18 protein-coding genes and 1 pseudogene are annotated in these 24817 nt (G+C 73.2%); 12 read left to right on the top strand and 7 right to left on the bottom strand.

All coding sequences use genetic code 11. The features are described from left to right. The first annotated feature begins 103 nt into the window (after positions 1-103). From Scani_RS21915 to Scani_RS21890, 6 genes are all read left to right on the top strand, one after another. Positions 104-814 (top strand): DUF969 domain-containing protein, encoded by a 711-nt coding sequence (locus Scani_RS21915; RefSeq protein WP_159479051.1) that lies wholly within the window; start codon positions 104-106, stop codon positions 812-814. Beyond that, positions 811-1779, top strand: coding sequence for a DUF979 domain-containing protein (locus Scani_RS21910; RefSeq protein WP_159479049.1), 969 nt, complete (start codon positions 811-813; stop codon positions 1777-1779). Before Scani_RS21915 ends, Scani_RS21910 begins: the two co-directional genes overlap by 4 nt. Positions 1780-1918: 139 nt before the next feature. Further along, positions 1919-2563: a pyroglutamyl-peptidase I gene (pcp, locus tag Scani_RS21905; protein ID WP_159479047.1), complete on the top strand. Its 645-nt coding sequence runs from the start codon at positions 1919-1921 to the stop codon at positions 2561-2563. 181 nt (positions 2564-2744) lie between these two features. Further along, on the top strand, positions 2745-4268 hold the full coding sequence (locus tag Scani_RS21900) for a hypothetical protein (RefSeq protein WP_174872740.1): 1524 nt from the start codon (positions 2745-2747) through the stop codon (positions 4266-4268). A gap of 136 nt (positions 4269-4404) precedes the next feature. Next, the gene (locus tag Scani_RS21895) at positions 4405-5376 is read left to right on the top strand and encodes a hypothetical protein (protein WP_159479045.1); all 972 of its coding nucleotides are present in this window, start codon (positions 4405-4407) and stop codon (positions 5374-5376) included. Positions 5377-5675: 299 nt separating this feature from the next. Beyond that, positions 5676-10361 (top strand): coiled-coil domain-containing protein, encoded by a 4686-nt coding sequence (locus Scani_RS21890; RefSeq protein WP_159479043.1) that lies wholly within the window; start codon positions 5676-5678, stop codon positions 10359-10361. Positions 10362-10388: 27 nt separating this feature from the next. On the opposite strand, the gene Scani_RS21885 is transcribed toward Scani_RS21890, so the two are convergent. Next, entirely contained in the window at positions 10389-11474 is a 1086-nt protein-coding gene (locus Scani_RS21885) for an S-(hydroxymethyl)mycothiol dehydrogenase (protein ID WP_159479041.1), read from the bottom strand. Between the two features lie 252 nt (positions 11475-11726). Then, positions 11727-12533 carry an IclR family transcriptional regulator gene (locus Scani_RS21880; protein WP_159479039.1) on the bottom strand — a complete coding sequence of 269 codons (807 nt, stop codon included), beginning with the start codon at positions 12531-12533 and terminating at the stop codon, positions 11727-11729. Positions 12534-12694: 161 nt separating this feature from the next. On the opposite strand from Scani_RS21880, the gene Scani_RS21875 reads away from it, so the two are divergent. Beyond that, a complete protein-coding gene (locus Scani_RS21875) occupies positions 12695-13024 on the top strand; it encodes a bifunctional 3-phenylpropionate/cinnamic acid dioxygenase ferredoxin subunit (protein ID WP_159479037.1) in 330 nt (109 codons plus the stop codon). 156 nt (positions 13025-13180) lie between these two features. On the opposite strand, the gene Scani_RS21870 is transcribed toward Scani_RS21875, so the two are convergent. Further along, positions 13181-13564, bottom strand: coding sequence for a hypothetical protein (locus Scani_RS21870; protein WP_159479035.1), 384 nt, complete (start codon positions 13562-13564; stop codon positions 13181-13183). A gap of 373 nt (positions 13565-13937) precedes the next feature. On the opposite strand from Scani_RS21870, the gene Scani_RS21865 reads away from it, so the two are divergent. The 5 genes from Scani_RS21865 to Scani_RS21845 all read left to right on the top strand — a co-directional run bounded on the left by Scani_RS21865 (position 13938) and on the right by Scani_RS21845 (position 19707). Continuing rightward, a complete protein-coding gene (locus Scani_RS21865) occupies positions 13938-16835 on the top strand; it encodes a nitrate- and nitrite sensing domain-containing protein (RefSeq protein ID WP_159479033.1) in 2898 nt (965 codons plus the stop codon). Further along, positions 16832-17272, top strand: coding sequence for a roadblock/LC7 domain-containing protein (locus tag Scani_RS21860; protein ID WP_159479031.1), 441 nt, complete (start codon positions 16832-16834; stop codon positions 17270-17272). Before Scani_RS21865 ends, Scani_RS21860 begins: the two co-directional genes overlap by 4 nt. Positions 17273-17368: 96 nt before the next feature. Beyond that, positions 17369-17782: a DUF742 domain-containing protein gene (locus Scani_RS21855; RefSeq protein ID WP_159479030.1), complete on the top strand. Its 414-nt coding sequence runs from the start codon at positions 17369-17371 to the stop codon at positions 17780-17782. 204 nt (positions 17783-17986) lie between these two features. Beyond that, the gene (locus tag Scani_RS21850; protein ID WP_159479028.1) at positions 17987-18856 is read left to right on the top strand and encodes an alpha/beta fold hydrolase; all 870 of its coding nucleotides are present in this window, start codon (positions 17987-17989) and stop codon (positions 18854-18856) included. Positions 18857-19095: 239 nt separating this feature from the next. Then, entirely contained in the window at positions 19096-19707 is a 612-nt protein-coding gene (locus Scani_RS21845; protein WP_159479026.1) for a GTP-binding protein, read from the top strand. Between the two features lie 72 nt (positions 19708-19779). Here Scani_RS21845 and glpK read toward each other — a convergent pair whose 3' ends face one another. The 4 genes and pseudogenes from glpK to Scani_RS40360 all read right to left on the bottom strand — a co-directional run. Then, entirely contained in the window at positions 19780-21315 is a 1536-nt protein-coding gene (gene glpK, locus Scani_RS21840; RefSeq protein WP_159479024.1) for a glycerol kinase GlpK, read from the bottom strand. 78 nt (positions 21316-21393) lie between these two features. Then, the gene (locus Scani_RS21835) at positions 21394-22161 is read right to left on the bottom strand and encodes an MIP/aquaporin family protein (protein WP_159479022.1); all 768 of its coding nucleotides are present in this window, start codon (positions 22159-22161) and stop codon (positions 21394-21396) included. A 437-nt stretch (positions 22162-22598) separates the two neighbouring features. Beyond that, positions 22599-23798 carry a lipid-transfer protein gene (locus tag Scani_RS40365; protein ID WP_176608600.1) on the bottom strand — a complete coding sequence of 400 codons (1200 nt, stop codon included), beginning with the start codon at positions 23796-23798 and terminating at the stop codon, positions 22599-22601. Positions 23799-24191: 393 nt separating this feature from the next. Then, positions 24192-24626: pseudogene (locus tag Scani_RS40360) on the bottom strand (Zn-ribbon domain-containing OB-fold protein); the annotation flags it as partial. Between the last annotated feature and the right edge of the window lie 191 nt (positions 24627-24817).

Below are 24817 nucleotides of genomic sequence, written 5' to 3'. Positions count from 1 at the left end.
CGCAGACCCCTTGTCGAATCGTTGAACAATCGCCTAGCCTCCGCTGCAATCTCTTCCTCTCCCCACGGACCTGTGGGGTTCCCCGTACGCGGAAGGCGGATCCATGATCGTGCTCCTCGGCGTGCTCGTGGTCGTGATCGGCTTCGCCACGAAGCGCAATCCCTTGCTGGTCGTGGGGGTGGCCGGCATCGCGACCGGCCTCCTCGGAGGGCTGTCGCCGGGCAAGGTGCTCGCCGCGTTCGGCGACGGCTTCGCCGGCAGCCGGGCGGTGACGATCTTCGCGATCACCCTCCCGGTCATCGGCCTCCTGGAGCGCTACGGCCTCCAGGAGCAGGCCCGCCGCCTCATCGCCCGGTTCGCCGGGCTCACCACCGGCCGCTTCCTGGCGCTCTACCTCGGCCTGCGGCAGATCGGCGCCGCGGTCGGGCTGACCAACGTCTTCGGTCACGCCCAGACCGTCCGCCCGCTCGCCGTCCCGATGGCCGAGGGCGCCGCCGAGCGCAAGTTCGGCCAACTCCCGGACCGGACACGGGAGAAGGTCAGGTCGTTCTCCGCCAGCGCGGACAACGTCGGCCTCTTCTTCGGGGAGGACGTCTTCCTCGCTGTCGGCTCGATCCTGCTGATCACCGGCTTCGTCAACACCACCTACGGGACCCACCTCGAACCGCTGCAGCTCGCGCTGTGGGCGATCCCCACCGCCGTATGCGCCTTCGTGGTCCACGGCTGGCGACTGCTGCGGCTGGACCGCCAGTTGGAACGCGAACTGCTCACCGCCCACGTCCACAACACCGCCGCAGTGGAGGCCGCCCAGTGATCAAGGCAGAGTGGTTCTACTGGCTGGTGGGCCTCAGCTTCCTGGTGATGGCCTCCCAGATGGTCACCGACCGCAGCAACCCCAAGCGCTTCGGCACCGGCGCCTTCTGGGGCCTGATCGGCGCCGGCTTCATCTACAGCAGCTGGGTCGTCACCAAGCAGGCACCGCCCGAACCGCTGGGCGCCGCGGTGCTCGTCATGGCCTGCCTGGCCGGCTTCGGCTTCACCGGGCGCGGCACCCCGCGCACCACCACCCCCGAGCAGCGTGCCGCCAGCGCCGCCAAGCTCGGCAACAAGCTCTTCGTCCCGGCGCTCACCATCCCGGCCGTCGCCATGGCCTGCGCCATCGGCGTCAAGCACCTGTCCATCGGGGGCCGGCCGGTCCTCCAGGAGGGCAGCGAGACCATCCTGGGCCTGGGGATCGGCGCCGTCGTCGCCCTGATCGTCGGCATGGTCATGCTCCGCGAGAAGCGGATCTCCGTGCCCGTGCAGTCCGGCCGCTCCATGCTGGAAGCGATGGGCTGGGCGATGCTGCTGCCGCAGATGCTGGCCACGCTGGGCGCCATCTTCCAGGTCTCCGGCGTCGGCGACCAGGTCGGCAAGCTCGCCACCTCCGTACTGCCCGAGGACTCGCTCTACATCGCGATCGTCGTCTACTGCGTGGGCATGTTCGCCTTCACCATGATCATGGGCAACGCCTTCGCGGCCTTCCCCGTGATGACCGCCGCCGTCGGCTGGCCGGTCCTGATAGGCCACTTCGACGGCAACCCCGCCGCCGTCCTGGCCATCGGTATGCTCGCCGGATTCTGCGGCACCCTCGTGACGCCCATGGCCGCCAACTTCAACATCGTTCCGGCGGCCCTGCTGGAACTGAAGGACCAGTACGGGCCCATCAAGGCGCAGCTGCCCACCGCGGGGGTCCTGCTCGGCTGCAACATCGTGATCATGGCGTTGTTCGCCTTCTGACCCCGGTCCGGGCGCGGGTGCCGCACTCCTGGCACGGCGCCCCGGGCACCGCCCGCCCCCTCCGACGCCGGACGCACCGCCTCGCGCCGCACCGGCCCCCACCGCGCCACATCGCCCCCACCGCACCGAGGATGACCGTATGACCCGGGTACTGCTGACCGGATTTGCACCCTTCGACGGCGAATCCACCAACCCCTCCTGGCAGGCGGTACGCGCCGCCGCGGACGAACCGCCCACCGGCATCGAGGCCTTCGCCGTGGAGCTGCCCTGCGTCTACGGGGCGTCGGTGGCGGTGCTGCGCGCCGCGATCGAGGAGACCCGCCCCGAGATAGTGGTGTGCGTCGGCCAGGCGGGCGGCCGCCCCGACATCACCGTCGAACGCCTCGCCGTCAACGTCGACGACGCCCGCATCCCCGACGCCTCGGGCGCCGAACCGGTCGACGAGGCGATCGTGCCCGGCGGCCCCGCCGCGTACTTCTCCACCCTGCCGGTCAAGGCCTGCGTGGCCGCCGTCCGCGCCGCCGGGCTGCCCGCCTCCGTCTCCAACACCGCGGGCACCTACGTCTGCAACCACGTCTTCTACGGCCTCGCCCACCTCATCGCCACCGAACTGCCCGAGCTGCGCGGCGGCTTCGTCCACGTTCCCTACGCACCGGAGCAGGTCGTCGACCGCGCGCAGCCCTCGCTGCCGGCCGCCGCCGTCGCCCGCGCCCTGCGCGAGATCGCGGTCACCGCCGCGCACACCCGCACCGACCTGCGCATCGCCGGTGGGGCCACCCATTGAGCACCGGTACGGGCTCCGGCGCACCGGCCACGGGACCTCGCGGTACGCCGCCGCGGGCGACGCCGTAGACTGACGCGCTGATCGGGCGAGTGGTCCGTCAACGGATCCACCTGCGGTTCCACCCATGAGCGGATCCGCGCCGTTTCGTCCGTTGTCAGTGCGAGCGCCTACTCTGTGCGACGTGACTTTTTCCGCCCCGGGGGCCGCTGCGCCCCAGCTCAACGGGCCGAACCGGCCCGCGCCGGGCCCGGCCGCCGACGAAGGCCTGGCCCGTCGGCTGCGTGCCCTCGCGTGCACCGCGCCGCTGCACGACCTCGATGTGCGCAAGGCCAACCTCGCGGGCGAGTACGGCGTCTACGCCATGGCGGAGGTGGCGCTCGCCGTCATCGACCTCGTCACGCTCAACATGGACTTCGACACCGGCGCCGACCACGAAGAGATAGTGGCGAAGGTGCTCCCGCGGGTCGCCGCCCAGGCTCCCCGCCGTTCCACGGGCGAGCACGAGCGGGTGGCCCGCTGGGTGCTGGAGAACCTCATCAACGTCGGCAGCGTGGACCGCGGCTTCCGGGCCGTCTACGGCACCTTCGACACCGAAGGCGCCTATGTCCGCCGCGACTACGACTTCAAGCTGATCGAGGAGGTCCCCGGCACCGGCGGCACGGTCTTCCTGCGGGCCACCGACGAAGCGGTCAACGTCCTGGTCGGCGCGCTCGACACCGACGTCACCAGCGCCCAGATCGCCGCCGAGGTCAAGCTGGAGGTGCTGATCAGCCGCGGCCGGCTCGCCGACGCCCAGCTCGCCGCCGAGCAGGCCCGCTACCGCACCGTGCAGTACGCCGAGACGCTGCGCAGGACCCTGGACGCCACCCGCCGCAACGTCCGCGCCGTGGACTGGCTGGAGACCGTCCCGGACATGATCAACGAGGCGCTGGACCACGTCGCGGACCGCTACCGCCACGAGAACGCCATCCTCACGAACATCCGCAAGGCCCGCGACGAGACCGAGGAGCCCGAGCACAAGCGCCGCGCCGCCGAGCTCGTCGACATCGTCAAGGACTGCATCCGCCGCCACACCCAGCTCCAGTCCCGGCTGCTGGAGGCCGGCCCGCTCTTCCGCGCCGAACAGGACCGGCAGGCCTTCGCAACCCCCGTCGCCCGCTCCGGACTCGACCTGTACGGCCAGCTCGTCGCCCCCCTGCTGCCGCTCCCCGCCGAACAGGCCATCCGCGTCACCGACGCGTTCTTCGCCCACGGCACGGGCCTGCGCACGCCCTCCGCGGTCCGGGTCGGCGATCTCGTCGAGGTGCTGCTCACCCCGCCCGTGGAGCGCGAGCACCTCGGCGCGGAGATGCCCGAGCCCGATCTGGTGACGACGCCCGACGACAGCCGCTTCAGCGAGGCCCAGCTCGACGCCGCGATGGCGCTGCTCGACCTGCCCGCCGACGCGCCCCGCAGGCTCTCCGGACTGCTCGCCGAGGCCCGCCGCGGCGATCCCGAACTCCCGTACCTCGTCGCCCTGTTGGCGGTCCACGCCGCCAGCCCGCCGGTCGGTACCGCCTACCGCCAGGGGGAGCAGCAGCTGCTGTTCGCCGTCGACGACGGCACGGAGCTGACCGACCCCGAGTTCGGCGGCGCCGACCTCATCGTCGGCACCGCCCTGCTGGACTCCGCCGGGATGGCCGCGGACCGTTCGGAGGTGGCGTGATGAGGTCCCCCGACCGGCGCGGGCGGCCCGCGGACGGCGTGGCGCGCCCGGTCCGGCTGGGCCCCGGCGCGCCGGGCGGCCCGCCGTCGTGCCGCGCAGAGATTTCCGAGACCGTCCCCCGCAAGGAGCTTGTTCCGTGACCCAGTACGACGAGACGCCGCAGCCGGATCCGGCGTCCGGGGCCGGCGAACCGGGCTGGGGCGCCCCCACCGCCGACGCCGGGCCGGTATCGGCCGGGACCTTCCCCAAGCCCTCGGCTCCGCTCGAGCAGGGGGGACCCCCGTCCCTCAGCCCGGCCGACGCCGCCGACGCCGCACGGCTGGTCTCCTTCGGCCTCCAGCCCAAGCTGCTGCCCGCCCGGGACGCCGAATACGGCCAACTGCTGCGCCGCTACCGCGACGAGCCCGCCTTCGCCCGGCTCACCGACGCCGTCGCCACCGGACTCGGCCTGGTCGTCCTGGAGGTCTCCACCCGCGCCGGGATGGCCGTCACCGCCGACGAGGACTCCGTCTTCGCCGTACGGATGGGCGACTACGCGCGTCGCGCCTCCGCCGACTCCGCCGACCGGTTCCTGCACGGCCTGGCCCATCTCGCCGTCGCCGCGCTGGCCTTCCCGCGCCCCGAGGACCTCGCCGACGACGGCTACATCGGCCGGATCACCGTCAACGGCGTCGACGCCTTCGTCCGGCAGGCCTGCCGCCGCCTGGAGGAGCGCGCCGAGCAGGAGGGCGAGAACACCGACCCGGCCACCGACGCCCCCGGCCTGGAATCCGCCTGGCGCATCTACGCGCGGCGCAGTGCGACCGGTGCCACCAAGGACGCCCGCCGGCTGGCCGGTTCGACCACCGGCATCATCGCCAAGGCCGTCACCTTCCTCGTCGACTCCGGCTTCCTGCAGCGCACCGGCGACGACTCCGGCGGCGCCTACCGCACCACCGCCCGCTACCAGCTCCAGGTGCGGGACATGGCCGGCAGCGCCGCCATGGCCGAGCTGCTGGAGCTGGGCATCGTCCCCGTGACCGACGGCAGCGCTGCGCTGCTGCCGGGCGAGGACACCGACGACCTCGACCTGGTCTCCGACGCCGGCCTGCCCTTCCACTCCGGATGACGCGCCGGCCCCTCGACCACTGAGGTTCCGACCGCCCCACCGGCCACCGACAGCTCCGATCGGCGACCGAGGACCGTTCCGACCGACGACCACCAACCGCTCAGACCGACGCCCGCTCCACCGCCTGCTCAGACCGACGCCCGCTGCACCGCCCGCTCCGATCCCACCGCCCGTCGCACCACCTCGGCTCCCCCCCCCACCCCCGAACCCACCCCCCGCCCCCTCCCCCGAAGGGGGAGGAGGGGGAGGGGGCGGGGGAGCAGCGTCACCCCTTCCCGACACGACAACGAGAGTCCGCCATGTACGAGCTGTCCCGGGTCCGCCTCTACTCCATCGGGCCCGCCGGTGCGCGCTACGCCGACACCGTGCTGGACCTGCGCGGAGTCGGTGCGCCCGTACCCCAACCGGCCCCGGCCCAGGCGGACTTTTTCGAGGACGAACCGGTCGGCCCGCCCCGCCGCCCGGCGCCCGCCGGCGTGCTCTTCCTGGAGAACGGCGGCGGCAAGTCCGTCCTCCTCAAGCTGATCTTCTCGGTGATGCTGCCCGGCCACCGCAACACCCTCGGCGGCGCCAGCTCCGGCGTGCTGCGCAAATTCCTGCTCGCCGACGACTGCGGCCATGTCGCCCTGGAGTGGCAGCACGTCCTCACCGGCGAGAGCGTGGTCGTCGGCAAGGTCAGCGAATGGCGCGGCCGGCAGGTCTCCAACGACCCCCGGAAGTTCGCCGAGGCCTGGTACAGCTTCCGGCCCGGCCCGGGGATGAGCCTGGACTCCCTCCCCGTCGCCGAGGCCACCATCGTCCGCCCGCGTCAGGAGAGCGGCGAGGGAAGTTCCGGGGCCCAGGGCCGCCGGCGCACGATGAAGGGCTTCCGCGACGTCCTCACCGAGGCCGGGAAGAACTACCCCAATCTGGACGTGGTCTGGGAGGAGACCCACGAGCGCTGGAACGTACACCTCGGCGAGCTGGGCCTGGACCCGGAACTCTTCCGGTACCAGCGGGAGATGAACGCCGACGAGGGCGAGGCCGCTGGCCTCTTCGCGGTCAAGAACGACTCGGACTTCACCGACCTGCTGCTGCGCGCCGTCACGGACACCCGCGACACCGACGGCCTCGCCGACCTCGTCCACGGCTTCGCCCACAAGCTCGGCAGGCGTGCCGAGCTCACCGCCGAGCGGGACTTCACCGCCGGCTCCCTCGACCTGCTCTCCCGTATCGCCGACGCCGCCGAGCAGCGTGAACGCGCCCGCGAGGTGCACGCCGGAGCCGAGCGCCGCACCCGCGGCCTCGCCCAGCGGCTCCACGCCCGCGGCACCGAGGAGCGCGGCCGCGCCGCCGAGCTGGCCGAACAGGTCGCCGCCGCGGCCCACCGCGTCACCGACGCCGAGCGCGTCCGGGAGCGCCGCTCGCTGGTCTCCGCCGAACTCGCCTACCGGCACGCCTCGCTGGCGCTGGCCGCCGCGGAGAAGGGCGCCGCCGCCCAGCGCCGTGAACTGAACGACGCCCGTACGCTGCACAGCGCCTGGCAGGCCGCCGAGACCGCGCTGCGGCACCGCGCCGCCGCCGACCGCTCCGCGCGGGTCGCCGCCGCCATCCGCGAGGCCGAGCGGGACGCCGCCCCCGCGCTCGCCGCCCGGGCCACCGCGGCCGCCGACCTCGTACGTGCCCTGCACGCCGCGGCCGAGGCCGGTGAGCGGGTCGCCAACGAGGAGGAGGAACGCTCCGCCGCCCTCCAGGAGGCCGGGGAATCCGCGCACCGCGACGCCACCACGGCCGCCACCCACGCCCAGCGCGCCCGCAGCGAGGCCGACCACCTCAAGCAGCGGCTGACAGAGGTGGCCGAGGAGACCGCCGAGGCCGTCCGGGCGGGCTGGCTGGACGACAGCGCCCCCGACGCCGACCCGGCCCGTGCCGCACTCGCCGCCTCGGACGCCGAGAAGACCGCCGTCGAGGCCTGGGACTCGGCCCGGGAGACCGCCCGGCAGGCCACCGACCGCGCCCGCGAGGCCGCAGCGCGGCACTCCGCCGCCGAACTGGCGGCGGCTCGCGCCGAGGACGCCGCGCAGGCCGCCGAGCGCGCCCACGACGCCGAGCACCGGGCCGCCGAGTCGATCGGCGCCGAGCAGCGGCTCGCCGACCTCCTGGGTCTCCCGCAGTCCGAGGCCAAGGCCCTCGGTGTGCCCGGCCCCCGTACGGCCACGCCGGACACCGACCGGCCCGCCGCCCGCCGTCCCGGCGCCGGTCCGCTGACCGCCGAGGAGCTGGACCGCAACGCCGACGAGCTGCACGAGCTGTTGGAGGAGGGCGTCACCGCCGCCGAGCGCCAGCTGTTCGACCTGCGCACGGCCGCCGCCGACGACGCGCGGATCCTCGGCGCGCTGGGCGACGGCGGACTGCTGCCCCCGGGGCCCGATGTGCTGGCCGCCGTGGAGTACCTCGGTGAGCACGGCGTCCCCGCGCTGCCCGGCTGGCGTTACCTCGCCCAGTCCGTCGATCCGGCCGACCACACCCGGGTCCTCGCCGCCCGCCCCGAGCTCGTCGACGGCGTGATCATCACCGACCCGGAGACCCATGCGCGGGCCCGCGAGGTGCTCGCCCAGGCCGCGCTGCTGCCGCGGTCGGCCGTCGCGGTCGGTACCGCCGCCGCGCTGCTCGCGCCCACGCCCGCCCCCGACGAGCGGGAGTCCGGCGTCTTCCTCGTCCCGCCGAACCCTGCGATGCACGACGAGTCCGCCGCCGACGAGGAGCGCCAGGCGCTGCGGGCGCGCGCCATAGAGCGCGACGAGGAGATCCGGGCGCTGGCCGCCCGGCTCGCCGGGGACCGTGCGCTGGCCGCCCGCCTCGGCTCGTGGCGTGCGGGCTGCCCGGCCGGCCGGCTCGCCGAACTGACCGCCGCCGCGGACGAGACCCGTACGGCAGCCGACGAGGCCGCCGCCGAGCTGGCCGAGGCCCGCGCCGCTCGCGCCGAGACCGAGGAGGTCGCGGCCGAGGCCACCCGGGTGCGGGACGAGCGCCAGGAGAGTGCTCAGCGCGCCCGCCGCGCCGCCGATCTGCTGGCTGGGCTCGCCCACCGGCTGCGGGAGCGGGCCTCCTGGCAGTCCCGGATGCGGGAACTCGCCGATGAGGCGGCCGAGTTCGAGGCCCGCGCCGAGGAGTGCGTGGACCGTGCGCGAGCCGCCGACGAGGACCGCAGGGCTACCCAGCGCGCCGCCGACGACGCCCGGCGCACCGCCCGTGCACTGCGCGCCGAGCGCGCCGAGATCGCCGGCGTACCGGACGAGGTGGGAGAGGCCCCGGAGGGCACGAGCACCTCGCTGCCGGCGCTGCGCGAGGCCTACCGCGCCGCCTCCCAGCTCTACGAGCAGGTCGGCGTCGGTGCCGACCTGCGTGCCGAGCAGGCCCGCGCCGAGGGCGACGAGAGCGCCGCCCTGGCCGAGCTGAACCGCCTCACCAACAAGGTCCGCACCCGCGCCGAGGCGCTGCTGGAGAGCCCGGACGCGGCCGACGGCCCGTCCCGGCAGGCCGCCGCGACGCGCGCCGAATCGTTGGTGCAGATGCTGGAGACCCGCGCCTCGGCCGCCAGTGAACAGCTCGGCCGGCTGCGCGGCGAGGCCGAGCGCCTCGCGCCCACCGACGGCGAGGCACACACCGAGCTGCCGGACGAGCTGGTGCCCAAGGACGCCGACCGCGCCAAGGAGCTGCTGCGCACCGCCTCGGGCGAACTGGCCACTGCCGCCGAGGCGTTGCAGGCCGCCCGCGACCGGCACGAGGAGCTGCTGCACGGCCACCGCGCCGCCGAGGACGCCGCGGGCGGCTTCGACGAGACCGCCGCCCTGCTGCGCGATCTGCTCCGCGACCACCAGGACGCCGAGGACGCGGCGGACGGGCCGATCGAGCCGTACGCCGGCCGGGTGGAGGACGCCCGGCAGGCGGCCGCCGAGTCCCGCCGCTCGCTGCGCGGCTGCGCCGCCGACCTGTCCACCGCGGAGTCCGCCGTGCGCGAGGCGAGCGACATCCTCGTACGGCATGCCAACTCCACCCGCTACGAACAGGTCCGTACCCCCGCCCGGCAGCAGATCCGCGAACTGCCCGCCTCGGCGCTGCCGGACCATGCCGCGAAGTGGGCGGAGGCCTTCGCGCCCCGGCTGCGGGTGCTCACCGACGAGCTGGAACAGCTGGAGCGCAACCGCGACTCCATCGTCGACCGGCTGCGCGGGCTGGTCGAATCGTCGCTGACGACGCTGCGCTCCGCCCAGCGGCTGTCGCGGCTGCCCGAGGGGCTGGGGGAGTGGTCGGGGCAGGAGTTCCTGCGCATCCGCTTCGAGGACCCCGACCAGGCCACACTCACCGAGCGGCTCGGCGAGGTGATCGACGAGGCGACGAGCGCGGCCGTCAGGAAGAACAGCGACCTGCGGCGGGACGGGATGTCCCTGCTGCTGCGCGGGGTCGCCGCGGCGCTGCAGCCGCGCGGGGTGGCCGTGGAGATCCTCAAGCCGGACGCGGTGCTGCGCGCCGAGCGGGTGCCGGTCGGGCAGATGGGCGATGTCTTCTCCGGCGGCCAGCTGCTGACCGCCGCCATCGCGCTGTACTGCACGATGGCGGCGCTGCGCAGCAACGACCGGGGCCGCGACAAGCAGCGGCACGCCGGCACGCTGTTCCTGGACAACCCCATCGGCCGTGCCAACGCGACCTATCTGCTGGAGCTCCAGCGCGCCGTCGCCGACGCTCTGGGCGTCCAGCTGCTGTACACCACCGGCCTCTTCGACACCACGGCGCTCGCGGAGTTCCCGCTGGTGATCCGGCTGCGCAACGACGCGGACCTGCGGGCCGGGCTGAAGTACATCAGCGTCGAGGAGCATCTGCGGCCGGGCCTGCCGCAGCCGGACCCGTCCGGCGAGGCGGTGCACGGGCAGATCACCGCGACGCGGATGTACCGCCGCCCGGAGGAGACGGCCGCAGAGGAGACGGCGGACCCGGCCGGCGGGTGACCGGCGGCGCGGGAGGCCTGCGGGCGGTCAGACCACCACCACCGACCGCAGGACCTCCCCGCGCTGCATCTTCGCGAAAGCCGGTTCGATGTCGTCGAGTGTGATCGTCTCGCTGATGAACCGCTCCAGATCGAGTTTGCCGCTCAGAAACAGGTCGATCAGCACGGGGAAGTCGCGGCTGGGCAGGCAGTCGCCGTACCAGGACGACTTGAGGGCCCCGCCGCGCGAGAAGAGGTCGATCAGCGGCAGTTCGATCCGCATGTCCGGGTCGGGCACGCCGACCTGGACCAGCGTGCCGGCCAGATCACGCATGTAGAAGGCCTGCTGGTAGGTCTCCGGGCGGCCCACCGCGTCGATCACCACATCGGCGCCGTGCCCGCCGGTGAGCGCGCGGACCGCCTCGACCGGGTCCGTACCGCGGGAGTTGACCGTGTCGGTGGCGCCGAACCGCTCGGCGGCGTCCAGCTTGCCGTCGTCGAGGTCGACGGCGATCACGCGTCGTGCGCCCGCCCGGGAGGCGCCCGCGATCGCGGCGTTGCCGACGCCGCCGCAGCCGATGACGGCGACGGTGTCCCCGCTGCCCACCCCGCCGGTGTGCACGGCCGCGCCGTACCCCGCCATCACCCCGCAGCCGATCAGGCCCGCGGCCTCCGGGCGCGCCGAGGGATCGACCTTGACCGCCTGCCCGGCGGCGACCAGGGTCTTCTCGGCGAAGGCGCCGATGCCCAGCGCCGCGGTCAGCTCCGTACCGTCCAGCATCGTCATCGGCCGGGCGGCGTTGCGGGAGTCGAAGCAGTACCAGGGGCGGGCGCGACGGCAGGACCGGCACTGCCCGCAGGGCGCGCGCCAGGCCAGCACCACATAGTCACCGGGCGCCAGGTCCGTGACCCCGGGGCCGACCTCCTCGACGACCCCGGCCGCCTCATGGCCGAGCAGGTAGGGGAAGTCGTCGCCGATCGCGCCGTCGCGGTAGTGCAGATCGGTGTGGCACACCCCGCAGGCCTGCACGGTCACGAGCACTTCGCCCGGACCGGGATCGGGTACGAGGATCGGCAGCACCTCGACGGGGGCGCCCTTCTTGAGGGCGACGACGGCGCGGGCTTCGTGCGGCATGTCTCACTCCTAAAACAGCGCCTGCGGGGCGGCAGGGGCGGGTAGCACGCGTGAGGTGGCACGGATGCCCGTGGGGGGTGGAGTGGTGCGCGGTGCTGGGAACCTGGAGACCAGGAAACCCGGGGAAGGGACAGCGGCGGAGGACGGTCCACCTCTGTCACGGTGTTGCCTATAGTGCGCCGGGTTGCGCTATAGGAGACATGCTGGAAGTCGGGTCAGGGATCCGTCAAGGGGGATTTTTCGCTAGCCGTCTCAACCCGCGTACCCCATCAGGCGGGAGAGCTCCGCGGCCGCCTTCGCGGACCGCTCCGCGAGCTCCGGCAGCAGCTGACGCTCCATCCGGTACGCCGGCCCCGAGACGCCGATCGCGCCGATCACCGCGCCGTCGTGCGCCCAGACCGGTGCCGCCACCGCATTCAGCCCGATCTCCAACTCCTCGCTGGTGCAGGCGAATCCGTCGGCGAGCGCGGCGGTGAGCTGCTCGCGCAGACCGGCCGCCGTGGTCAGGGTGTTCTCGGTGAACCGCGGCAGTTTGCGGGTCACCAGGGTCTCCCGGCGCTCCGTCGGCAGATGCGCCAGCAGCACCTTGCCGCTGGCGGTGGCGTGCAGCGGGGTGCGGCGGCCCAGCCAGTTGTACGCGGTGACCGCGGCGGAGCCCCTGGCCTGCATGATGTTGACCGCCGCATCGCCGTCGAGGACCGCGATGTTGGCGGTCTCCCCGGTGTCCTCGGCGAGCGCGCGGCACACCGGCTGCCCCTCCTGCGAGATGTCCAGCCGGATCGCGGCGGCGCCGGCCAGCCGCAGCACTCCGGCGCCCAGGTAGTACTTCCCGCGGTCCCGCTCCTGCTCCACCAGCCCGCGGTTCTCCAGCACCCCGAGGATCCGGAACGCGGTCGACTTGTGGACGCCCAACTCCTCGGAGATCTCGGTCACCCCGGCCTCGCCCAGCTTGGCCAGGATCTCCAGGACGCTCACCGCGCGGTCCACGGACTGGACGGATCCCGCCCCGCCGCGCCGTTCCTCGGACCGGTCGTCTGCCGTATCGGAAGTGTTCGACATGGGTCTTCGTGTCACCACCCGGTGGCCCCCGCGGGGCACGTCTGAGGGCATCTGCAGGGAAGCTCTTGACGGCCCGCTTCCCGGCTTGGATTCTGTTGCGCATCGCGCTCTGCGATGCGTTATTCAGAACACATGATACCGATCAGCGAGAGGGGGGCCAGATGATTCCCGTCTGCCGCATCGAGGACCTGCCCGAGGGTGAGTCCGTACGGATCGAGATCGACGACGTCACGCCGGCCATCGCGGTCTTCCACGCCGAGGGCGGCTACTACGCCGTCGACGACACCTGCAGCCATCAGGACGCCTCGCTCTCGGACGGCTGGGTCGAGGGCTGCTTCGTGGAATGCCCGCTGCACGCGGCCCTGTTCGACCTGCGTACCGGGGCCCCGACCTGCCTGCCCGCCCGCAGGCCGGTGCGTACGCACGAGGTCAGCATCCTGGACGGCATGATCCATGTCCGGCCCGCCGTGAGGGAAGAGGCCGTGGCGTAAATACCCGGTCACGTACCCGGCTCGCGTACCCGGTCGCGGCGAACGTGCCGTGACCGTCCGCAGCCGAGCGCGGTTCCCCGGCCCACGGGCCGGACGGTCCGGGGAGCCAAGACGGCCGGAAGAACTCCGGGAACCGCCCGTCCCGCGCGGTCGTGTTCAGGCGGCCGCCCGGTCGATCCTCGACGGGCCCTTCCGCGCTTCCCTGCGCTGCTGCCGGCGCGCCCTGCGCCGCTCGCGGCGCAGCTCCCGGGCCGTACTGCTCGGCTGCGACTGCACCCCGTTGCGCTGCACCCACACCTGACGGGTCACCCAGACGTCCAGTACCGCCCAGGTGGCGACCACGGTGCTGGCGACCGTGCTGAGCACCATGGGGAACGCGAACCAGGAGCCCGCCAGGGTGCACAGGAACGCCACCATCGCCTGGATCAGGGTGAGTGCCACGATGATGACGGCACGCACTGCGGCGGTGCGCACCGGATCCGCCATCCGGCGCCGGACCGCCGGCTCCTCCTGCCACAACGGCTGTCTGCCGGTGTCCATGAACGCGTCACACTCCCCGCACTCTCCCCGCGTGTCCGACTCCTCGGTGGCTGCCCGGATTTCGCCGGGTACATGCCCCTGGCGTCGCACCCTGTCCCTCCTCCATGGTCGGGTACCGGAGCCGCGCAGAGTTACCCGGGGTAGAGCAAAACCGGCCAACCGTCCGGCATCTTGCCGGGCCGCGCGCACGCGGTCCGGGGCATCGGTGCGGGCAGGTTGTCCGGGAATCGGTGGACAACTCAGGACGATCCCGCCCCGGCCGCTTCCCCGACGTCAGGAGAGGTCTTCGGCTTGGTCACCCGACAGTAGTAGGCTCGCGCCGTTTGTTGACGGAACACCACCCCCGTGCGCCGGGGTTGACGTAGGGGAGGCCATGCGCTTTCGCGGGAAGTCGGTCCGCCGGAAGATCGTGGCGTTGCTGCTCGTACCGCTGGTGTCCCTGACGTCCATGTGGGCGTTCACGACCTATCTCACCGGTCGTGAGGCGAACCAGCTGCTGGACGTCGGCAACGTCGTGAAGAACCTCGGCTATCCGGTCGAGGACGTCATCCAGACGCTCCAGCAGGAGCGTCGGCAGAGCCTGCTGTACCTCGCCGACCGGCGCGGTGCCAACGCCCTCGACGAGCTCCACCGGCGCACCCGGGCCACCGACGACGCCGTCACCCAGCTGCGTGCCGACATCGACCTGCGCGACCTGCGCGAGGACCTCAGCAACGGCACCGGCGACCGGATGAACGGCATCCTCAAGAGCCTGGGCACACTCGGCTCGCTGCGGTCCCAGGTCGAGCACAACACCGTCTCCCGCGACGAGGCCATGGAGAGCTACAACTCCCTCGTCGACCCCGGCTACGACTTCCTCGCCGCCCTCCACGCCCTGGAGAACGTGGAGATGGACAAGCAGGCCCGCGCGCTGATCAACATCACCCGGGCCCGGGAGGCGGTCTCCCGCGAGGACGCCCTGATGTCCGCGGTGCTGCTGTCCGGCAGCATGAGCAGGCGCGATCTGCGCGCACTGTCCGACCGGGTCGCCGAACGCCGGGTCCTCTACAGCACCAGCCTGCCCGCCCTGCCCGCCAAGGACCGCGGACTCTACGACGACTACTGGCGCTCCGCGAAGGCCCGCGAGCTGACCTCGTACGAGGACCGGGTGATCGCCGCCGGCGCCCGGGGCGGACCGCATGCGGTCAACGCCGAGCGCTGGAACAGCGCGGCGCACAAGGTGCTCGGCGACCTCCAGCGGATGGGCAAGGACGCCGGGGACCGCTACCAGGAGCGCGTCGCCCCGGTCGCCCTGCACGTCCTGCTCAAGGCCGCCGTCGCCGGCATCCTCGGCTTCGTCGCGCTGATGGTCTCGGTCATCGTCTCGTTCCGCATCGGCCGCCGGCACGTCCGGGACCTGATCCGGCTGCGCAAGGCCGCCCACGAGGTCGCCGGGGTGCGGCTGCCGAGCGTCATGCGCCGGCTGGGGGCCGGCGAACAGGTCGACGTGGAGACCGAGGCCCCCCGGCTCGAATTCGGCCCGGACGAAACCGGCCAGGTCGGGCAGGCGCTCCACACCCTCCAGCGGGCCGCGATCGAGGCCGCCGTCAAACAGGCCGAAATGCGCCGGGGCGTCTCCGAGGTGTTCGTCAACCTCGCGCGCCGCAGCCAGGTCCTGCTGCACCGCCAGCTGACCCTGCTGGACGCCATGGAACGGCGCACCGAGGACACCGACGAACTCGCCGACCTCTTCCGGATCGACCATCTGACCACCCGCATGCGCCGGCACGCGGAGGGCCTGGTCATCCTCTCCGGCGCGGCCCCCTCCCGGCAGTGGCGCAAACCCATCCAGCTGATGGACGTGGTGCGCGCGGCGGTCGCCGAGGTGGAGGACTACGAGCGGATCGAGGTGCGCCGGCTGCCGCGGCTCGCGGTGGACGGCCCCGCGGTCTCGGACCTCACGCACCTGATAGCCGAACTCCTGGAGAACGCCACCGTCTTCTCGCCGCCGCACACCGCCGTCCAGGTCCTGGGCGAGCGGGTCGCCAACGGCTACACCCTGGAGATCCACGACCGCGGGCTGGGCATGGCCCCCGACCTGCTGCTGGAGGCCAACCTCCGGCTGGCCGAGACCCCCGAGTTCGAGCTGTCCGACACCGACCGGCTCGGTCTGTTCGTGGTCAGCCGGCTCGCCCAGCGGCAGGACGTCCGGGTCTCCCTGCAGCCCTCGCCGTACGGCGGCACCACCGCCGTGGTCTTCATCCCGGGGACGCTCCTCACCGAGAGTGCCGCCGGTGGCCGGGAGGACGACGCCCCGGGGCGGGACGGGCTGCCCGGCGGCCCCGTCGGCAATGAACTGGAGCACGCGGCGGGCAAGCTGGCCGCGCTCTCCCAGGGGCCGTCCCAGCGGGAGCGGCGCGTCCCGGCCGTCATCGACGGACCGGTCGAACTCGAGGCGCCGCTCGGCCCGGACGAGCTGGGCGCGGCCGACCACGAGGACAGCATCTTCCGCAAGCGGGACCGCGGCCGCGACCGGCAGGCACCCGCCGCCCCCGACGGCCCGGCCGCCGCACCGCGCGGCATCGCACCGGTCCCGCCCGTCCCCGACGGCGAGCAGCACCAGCAGACCCGGGACCAGGCACCCGGCGGGCTGACCCCGCTGCCGCGCCGCCACCGCCCGCCGGTGCTGGTCTCCGACCACGGCAGGACGGTCGACGACCGCGACCCGCAGGGGAAGCGGGCCGCCGAACGGTCCGGCCACGGTCGCACCGGCTCCGAGGAGTCCGCCGCCGAACGCCCCGCGTCCCGGCCGTCGTCCGCCGCGCCCCAGGGCCCGGCCGCGGACGGCGCGCGGCCCCCCGAGGACCGGGAGACGCCCGCGCCCACCACGGCCAAGGGCCTGCCCCGCCGGGTACGGCAGGCGAGCCTCGCGCCCCAGCTCAAGACCGACCCCGCCGGGCAGGCCGAGACGGCACAGCGGAGCGCACCGGACGCCGACGACCGCGACGCGGAGGCGGTCCGCGCCCGGATGGCGTCGCTCCAGCGCGGCTGGCAGCGCGGCCGCCGCGACAACGGCGAGGACCCGCACGAGACCGGAACACCACCGGGCGAGGACCCGGCAGCCGCCGACACGGCGGCGGCCGGCAGCACGGTCCCGGGCACCACCAAGGGCCCGGACACTTCTGACCCGGACACCACAGACCCGGGCGCCCGTGACACGGTCACCCACAACGGCAATGACACGGGCACCACAGCACCACCAGGAACCACATCGGGAGGGGACGGTCCATGACCGCACCGAAGGCAGCAGCTTCCACCGCATCGGTCTCGGAGAAGGGATCCGGTGGGCTGAACTGGCTCCTGGACGAGCTGGTCGAGCGGGTGGGCTCCATCCGCAAGGCGCTGGTCCTCTCCAGCGACGGCCTGGCCACCGGAGCCTCGAAGGACCTGACCCGCGAGGACGGCGAGCACCTCGCCGCGGTCGCGTCCGGCTTCCACAGCCTGGCCAAGGGCGTCGGCCGGCACTTCGAGGCGGGCCACGTCCGGCAGACCATGGTCGAGCTGGACGAGGCGTTCCTCTTCGTCAGCGCGGCCGGCGACGGCAGCTGCCTGGCCGTACTGGCCGACGCCGACTCCGATGTCGGCCTGATCGCCTACGAGATGACGCTGCTGGTCAAGCGTGTGGGCACGCACCTGGGCACCGCGCCCAGGTCCGGCCTTTCCACCTGAGCACGACGACGGTGACACCATGAGCGAGCGCAGCGAGCTCGTCGTGCAAGGGTGCGCGCCTCGCGGGTGCGGGGCCGGGCGCAGCGAGGTTTCGGCATGAGCGAGCAGGACGGCCGGGCGGCGCGGGACCGCGAGGCGGCCCGCTGGTTCGACGACGACGCGGGCCCTTTCGTCCGGCCGTACGCCATGACGCGCGGGCGTACCCGCACGGATGCGGAGGGGCGCCTCGACCTGATCGCGCTGGTGATCGCCGAGAGCCGCGCGCAGGAGACGGTCGACGACCAGACCCTGTCGCCCGAGCACGTCGAGATCGTCGAGCTGTGCCGGCAGGAGCCGCTGTCGGTCGCCGAGCTGGCGGCCGAACTCGACCTGCCGGTCGGCGTCGTACGGGTCCTGATCGGGGACCTGCTGGACGCCGAGCTGGTCCATGTCAGCAGGCCGGTACCGCCGGCCGAGCTGCCGGACGAGAAGGTGCTGCGCGAGGTGATCGACGGCCTGCGCGCGCTGTGACCCGCCGGGGCCCGGTGGCCGCCGCCGTCCGGAAGATGCTTCCGTGGCAGCGGCCACCGGGCCTCGCCACGTCCGGCCCCGGCCCCGGGGCCGCCGCTTGCGCAGGACGCGGCTCCGCCGACTCCCGGACCAGGGTGGACGCCGCATCGAGTGCCCCGGCTACGGTGCCTGGTGAACAACCGTCAACAGGAGGAGCGTCACCGCATGGCCACGGACGAGACCCCGGCACCCGTCGAGCACCTGGAGATCCAGGCCGGCCCGCACACCTACGACGCGCTGGCCTGCGGCCCCGCCGACGGGGAGTTCGTCCTGCTGCTGCACGGCTGGCCCGAATTCGCCGATTCCTGGAGCGCCGTGCTCCCCGCCCTGGGCGCGGCCGGCTACCGCGCCGTCGCCGTCGACCAGCGCGGCTACTCCCCGCGCGCCCGCCCGCCCCGCATCGCCGACTACGCGGTCCCCGAACTCGTCGCCGACGCCCTCGCCTTCGCCGATTCCCAGGGCGCGGACCGCTTCCACCTGGTCTCGCACGACTGGGGCGGCATGGTCGCCTGGGCGCTGGCCGGCGCCCACCCCGAGCGGCTGAAGTCCCTGACCGTACTGGCCACCCCGCACCCCGACGCGCTCAACCGGGCCGCCGCCGAGGACCCCGCCCAGCACCACATGCTCGACTACGTCCGCTTCTTCCGCCGCGACGACGGCGCCGCGGAGACCGCGCTGCTCGCCGACGACGCCGCCCGGCTCCGCGCCGCCTACGCCGGCAAGGTGCCCGCCGCCCTCGTGGACGACAACGTCCAAAGGCTCTCCGCCCCGGGCGCGCTCACCGCCACGCTGAACTGGTACCGCGCCCCGGAGTCGGTCATCTCGGTGCCCGCGGGCCGGATCACCGTCCCCACCCTCTTCCTGTGGGGCAGCGAGGACACCGCCCTGGGCCGCGGCGCCGCCGAGTCCACGGGGGAGTGGGTGGACGGCCCCTACCGCTTCGAGGCCTTGGCGGGCGCCAGCCACTGGCTGCCCGAAGAGGTCCCCGAGGTGGTCACGCCCAAGATCCTCGACCACCTCGGCCAGTACGCCTGACGCCGTGGAGGGCCGGGCCGCCTGCCGTGCAGGGCCGGGCCGCTCCCGGCCCTCGCCGGCGTCCTTTTGGGCAGGTTGGCCACCTCTGACCCACGACGTGACCACGGCGTGACACATCTCAAGTGGGCGCCGTGCCGAGCACGTTGTACCGTTCGCTTGCACCTGTTGCCCCGTGCGCCGACGCTCGGGTATCAAGCGTGAGCTCCCCCGTATACACGGCAATTCAGGAGAAGAATCCCATGGCCTTCGGGCGATCCGATCGCCGCCGACGGTCCGCCGCCGTCGAGCCGGTGACGCTCAAGATCCTGGTCGCGGGCGGCTTCGGGGTCGGTAAGACCACCCTGGTCGGTGCCGTCAGCGAGATCAAACCACTGCGTACCGAGGAACGGCTGACCGAGGCGGGCCGCCCGGTCGACGACCTCGACGGGGTGGAGACCAAGACCACCACCACCGTCGCCATGGACTTCGGACGGATCACCGTCAACGAAGAACTGGTGCTCTACCTCTTCGGCACCCCCGGCCAGGACCGCTTCTGGTTCCTGTGGGACGAGCTGGCCCGGGGCGCGCTCGGCGCGGTGGTGCTGGCCGACACCCGCCGGCTGGCGGACAGCTTCGCGGCCATCGACTACTTCGAGCGGCGCGGCCTGCCCTTCACGGTCGCCGTCAACTGCTTCGACGGAGCCGACCGCTACCCGCCGGATTCGGTACGCGATGCCCTCGACCTCGACCCCCAGGTCCCGGTGGTGCTGTGCGACGCCCGCCTCAAGGACTCCGCACGGGACGTGCTGATCTCCGTCGTCGAGCACGCGATGGAGACCGGCGCCCGGCGCCGGGAGCCCGCGCTCCCCTGACGGGGCGCGGCAGTACGGCCCGTACCCCGCCGTCCGGGGTACGGACCGTACGTCTGCGCGCTGCTGACGCCGTTATGTCGCCGAGCCGTCCTCGGCCAGCCAGCCGAAGCTCCGCTCCACGGCCCTGCGCCAGCTGGCGAACTCGCGGTCGCGGGTCTGTGCGTCCATCCGCGGCGTCCACTGCGTGTCCCGCTTCCAATGGCTCCGCAGCTCGTCCAGGTCCTGCCAGACACCGGTCGCCAGCCCGGCCGCGTACGCCGCTCCCAGACAGGTGGTCTCCGAGATCACCGGGCGGATCACCGGCACGTCCAGCACATCCGCCTGATGCTGCATCAGCAGATGGTTGGCGGTCATGCCCCCGTCGACCTTGAGCTGGGTGATCCGCACCCCCGAGTCCTGGAACATGGCGTCCACCACCTCCCGGGTCTGCCAGCTCGTCGCCTCCAGTACGGCGCGCGCCAGATGCGCCTTGGTGACGAAACCGGTCAGACCGGTGATCACGCCGCGGGCGTCGGAGCGCCAATAGGGCGCGGACAGGCCGGAGAACGCCGGTACGACATACGCCCCGCCGTTGTCCGGGACGCTCGCCGCCAGCGGTTCGATCTCCTCGGCCGACGCGATGATGCCCAGCTGATCGCGGAACCACTGCACCAGCGCGCCGGTGATGGCGATCGAGCCCTCCAGGCAGTAGACCGGCGCCTCACCGCCGAGCTGGTAGCCCATCGTCGTCAGCAGCCCGTTCTTGGACGGGACCGGGCGGTTGCCGGTGTTGAGCAGCAGGAACGAGCCGGTGCCGTAGGTGTTCTTGGCCTCGCCGACGCCGTAGCAGGTCTGGCCGAAGACGGCCGCCTGCTGGTCGCCGAGGGCGGACGCCACCGGCACGCCGTGCAGCTGGCCCACGGCCGTGCCGTACACCTCGGCCGACGACCTGATCTCCGGCAGGATCGCGGCCGGTACGTTCATCGCCGACAGGATCGCCGGATCCCACTGGAGGGTGTCGAGGTTCATCAGCATCGTGCGGCCCGCGTTGGTCACATCGGTGACGTGCACCCCACCGTCGGTGCCGCCGGTCAGGTTCCAGATCAGCCAGGAGTCGATGGTGCCGAAGGCGATCTCGCCGCGCTCGGCACGGGCCCGCAGCCCCGGCACCTCGTCCAGCAGCCAGGCCGCCTTCGGCCCGGAGAAGTAGCTCGCCAGCGGAAGCCCGGTGGCCTCCCGGAAGCGGTCCTGCCCGTCGGCGCCGCCCAGTTCGGCACAGAGCTGCGAGGTCCGGGTGTCCTGCCAGACGATCGCATGGTGCACCGGTCTGCCGGTGGCCCGGTCCCACAGGACCGTGGTCTCCCGCTGGTTGGTGATGCCCAGCGCGCTGAGCTGGTCCGCGCGCAGCCCCGCCTTGGTGAGCGCGCCCGCCACCACGGCCTGCACCTTCGACCAGATCTCGGTGGCGTCGTGCTCCACCCAGCCCGGCTTGGGGAAGATCTGACGGTGCTCGCGCTGGTCGACGGCGACGATCGCCCCGCCGTGATCGAAGATGATGCAGCGGCTGGAGGTGGTGCCCTGGTCGATCGCGGCTACATATGTCTCGGTCTTCCCGGTTCGCTCCGTCATGCCGTCACGCCTCCTGAAGTCCTGGTGAGTGGGTGCAGCGGGGCCCGGTCCGGCCGGGCGGACACCTCCCGGCCGGTGTCAGAACGCCGCGTTGTAGACCAGCCCGGACAGCACCGCGCCGATCAGCGGCCCGGCCACCGGGATCCAGGAGTAACTCCAGTCCGAGGAGCCCTTGTTCGGGATCGGCAGCAGGGCGTGCACCAGACGCGGACCGAGGTCGCGGGCCGGGTTGATGGCATAGCCCGTGGGCCCGCCCAGCGACAGTCCGATCCCGACGACCAGCAGGGCGACCAGCAGCACATTGATCCCGGAACCGTAGACCCCCACGTGCTCGCCGGGGACCTGGCCGATGCCGATGCCCTTGTTCTGTCCGAAGAACAGCAGCGGCAGCACCAGACCGACGGTGGCGATGATCTCGGTGACGAGGTTGGCGACCGGATTGCGTATCTCCGGGCCGGTGGAGAAGATCCCCAGCGTCGGCTGGGCCTTGTCCGCTTCCGCGTTGGCGGCGAACTGCGCGTAGTACAGCGCCCAGGCCAGGACGGCCCCGATCGCCGCACCGACCATCTGCGCCAGGATGTACAGCGGCACCTTCGACCACTCGGTGCCGCCCGCCACCGCCGAGCCCACCGTCACCGCGGGGTTGAGGTGGCCGCCGGACAGCGGGGCCGCGGTGTAGGCGCCGGCCAGTACGCCCATGCCCCAGCCGAAGGCGATCACCACCCAGCCGGCGGCCCTCGCCTTGGAGTAGTGCAGGGTGACGGCGGCGCACACACCGGCCCCGAAGAGTATGAGTACGGCGGTGCCTATCACTTCACCGACGAAGATGTCCCCATTGGAATACATGGCGGCTCCTTGGCCCTGGCCCGGGGACGTCCCCCGGTCCTCCGTGCAGGGTGCGTGCCACCGGCGGGCAGCGGACAGCCGCTGCCACCCGGCCGGGGTGCCTGAGTGCGGCGATGCCGACTGGCATCCGGAAGTGTTCACCGGTGATGAGGGGGCGTCAAGGTCGCGGACAGCGGCGGATGTTGGCGGTGGCGACCGGGGATGCGGGGGTGGGGCTGTCGTCAGGGGGCTGTGTGCCGCGTACTTCGCGCACCGTGCGTACGGTCACCGTGCGTACGGTCCCCGAATGGCGCGTACCGCCGCCGCGTGCCTACGCCCACCGCACTGGGGCGGTCGCCGGGGCGTATCCCCGTTCACCGCACGGCGCTCACCGCACGGCGCTCACCGCACGGCGCTCACCGCACGGCGCTCACCGCACGGCGCTCACCGCACGGCGCTCACCGCACGGCGACCACAGCCGACCCGTGCCCGAAGAGCCCTTGGTTGGCGGTCATTCCCACCCGGGCGTCCGCCACCTGCCGCCCGGCCGCCCGTCCCCGCAACTGCCAGGTCAGCTCGCAGACCTGGGCGATGGCCTGGGCCGGTACCGCCTCGCCGAAGGAGGCCAGGCCCCCGCTGGCGTTCACCGGCAGCCGCCCGCCCAGCGCCGTCGCCCCGTCCCGCAGCAGCTTCGCCCCCTCGCCGGCGCCGCACAGCCCCAGGTCCTCGTACCACTCCAGCTCCAGCGCGGTGGAGAGGTCGTAGACCTCGGCCAGGGAGAGGTCCTCGGGTCCGATCCCGGCCTCCTCGTAGGCGGTCAGCGCGATCGACGCCCGGAAGCCGGTCTCCGGCTCCGGTACGGCGGCCGCGGAGTCGGTGGCGATATCCGGCAGGTCCAGCACGGTCCGGGGATAGCGCGGGGTGGCCGTAGAGACCGCGCGGATCCGGACCGGATCCGCGACGCCGTGCCGGCGTGCGAAGCCCATGCTGGTCAGGACCAGTGCCGCGGCGCCGTCGGAGGTGGCGCAGATGTCCAGCAGCCGGAGCGGATCGCAGACCACCGCCGAAGCGGCGACCTCCCGCGCGGTGACCGGCTTGCGGTAGCGGGCGTACGGATTGGCCGCGCCCGCCGCCGAGTTCTTCACCTTCACCTGCGCGAAGTCGTCGGCCGTATCGCCGTACAGAGCCATCCGGCGGCGCGCGTACAGCCCGAAGTACGCCGGGTTGGTGGCGCCCAGTACCCGGAACCGCAACCAGTCGGGATCGTCGGGCCGGTCGCCGCCCGCCGGGGCGAAGAAGCCCTTGGGCGCGGCGTCGGCGCCCACCACCAGCGCCACGTCCGCCATCCCCGAGAGGATCTGCGCCCGCGCGGTGCCGATGGCCTGCGCGCCGGAGGCACAGGCCGCATAGACGCTGGTCACCCGCGCGCCCTGCCAGCCCAGCGCCTTGGCGAAGGTCGCGCCCGCCACATAGCCGGGGTAGCCGCCGCGCACCGTGTCCGCGCCGACGATGCTCTGCACGGCGCACCAGTCGAGGCCGGCGTCCGCGAGCGCCGCCCTGGCCGCCTTCGTGCCGTACTCGACGAAGCTGCGCCCCCATTTGCCCCAGGGATGCATACCGGCGCCGAGGACGGCCACGTCGCGGGGGGCGGTGCCCATGTTGCCGGGGGCGGTTCGCAGGCGGCCGGGGCCGGTTGCCGTGGTGCCGGACGTGGTGTACGCGCTTCCGGAGGCGGTGCCCATGTCCCCGGGGGTGGCGCTTGCTGTGCGCCCCCCTACCCGCCGCCCACCCGCGCCGTTGGTTTTTTCCCCGCCGCCCACCCCCCTTCGGGGGGTGGGCGGGTGTAGTGATGCGGTTTCCGCCCGCGGGCCGACGGTTACGGTCCCCGCGGCATCGCCATCGCCATCGCCATCGGCATCGGCATCGGCATCGGCATCGCCATCGCCATCGGCATCGGCATCGGCTACGGCGGCGGCCACGGCCCGCGGAGCATCGTGCGTGGCCTCGCACCCAGCCGGAGGCGCAGACTCCGCTACCCCGCAGTCCTCCCGCCCGCAAGGCCGCCAATGCCACGTCGTCCAGACGTGCCGGTCGTCCTCGGCGAGGGTCCCGGGCACCAGCTCGACCTCCGTGCCCACGGCGAGATCCGCGGCGCGGACGCCGGGCGCGGCCTGTCCGAGGACCACCATCCGCTCCTCCGCCAGCTCCACGGCGACCAGGGTGTACGGCCGCCACTCGGCCTCCGGGTCGGAGACGTAGGGGGCGGGCGGACGGTAGCGCGCGTCCGTGTGCGACCAGACCGTGCCGCGCCGGGACAGGCGTACCTCCACCAGCTCCTCGCCCCCGCACACGGGGTTGCGGCAGAAGGCGTCCTCCCGGGGGAAGAACACCGCACCGCAGGCCCGGCAGCGCGTCCCCAGCAGACGGAAATCCGCCGCCTCCTGATCGAACCACCCCGGCACCACCGGCCTTGGCGTGCGCGTCACAGACCCTCCCCGACCGTAGACCGAACGAACCCACAGAGCTGCCTGCCGGAACCGACGGAACCGACGGAGCCGGACCAACCGATGAAGCCGACGATCAACCGGAACTGCCTAACTGCCGGAACCGCCTAACTGCCGGAACCGCCGCCCCCTACGGAACCCCGCCACTGCCGACACCCACCAAATCTGACGCA

The sequence above is a fragment of the Streptomyces caniferus genome, assembly GCF_009811555.1.
Classification (GTDB): Bacteria; Actinomycetota; Actinomycetes; order Streptomycetales; family Streptomycetaceae; genus Streptomyces; species Streptomyces caniferus.
Note: the sequence above shows the minus strand (reverse complement) of the source record. Positions and strands in the feature narration are given on the sequence as shown.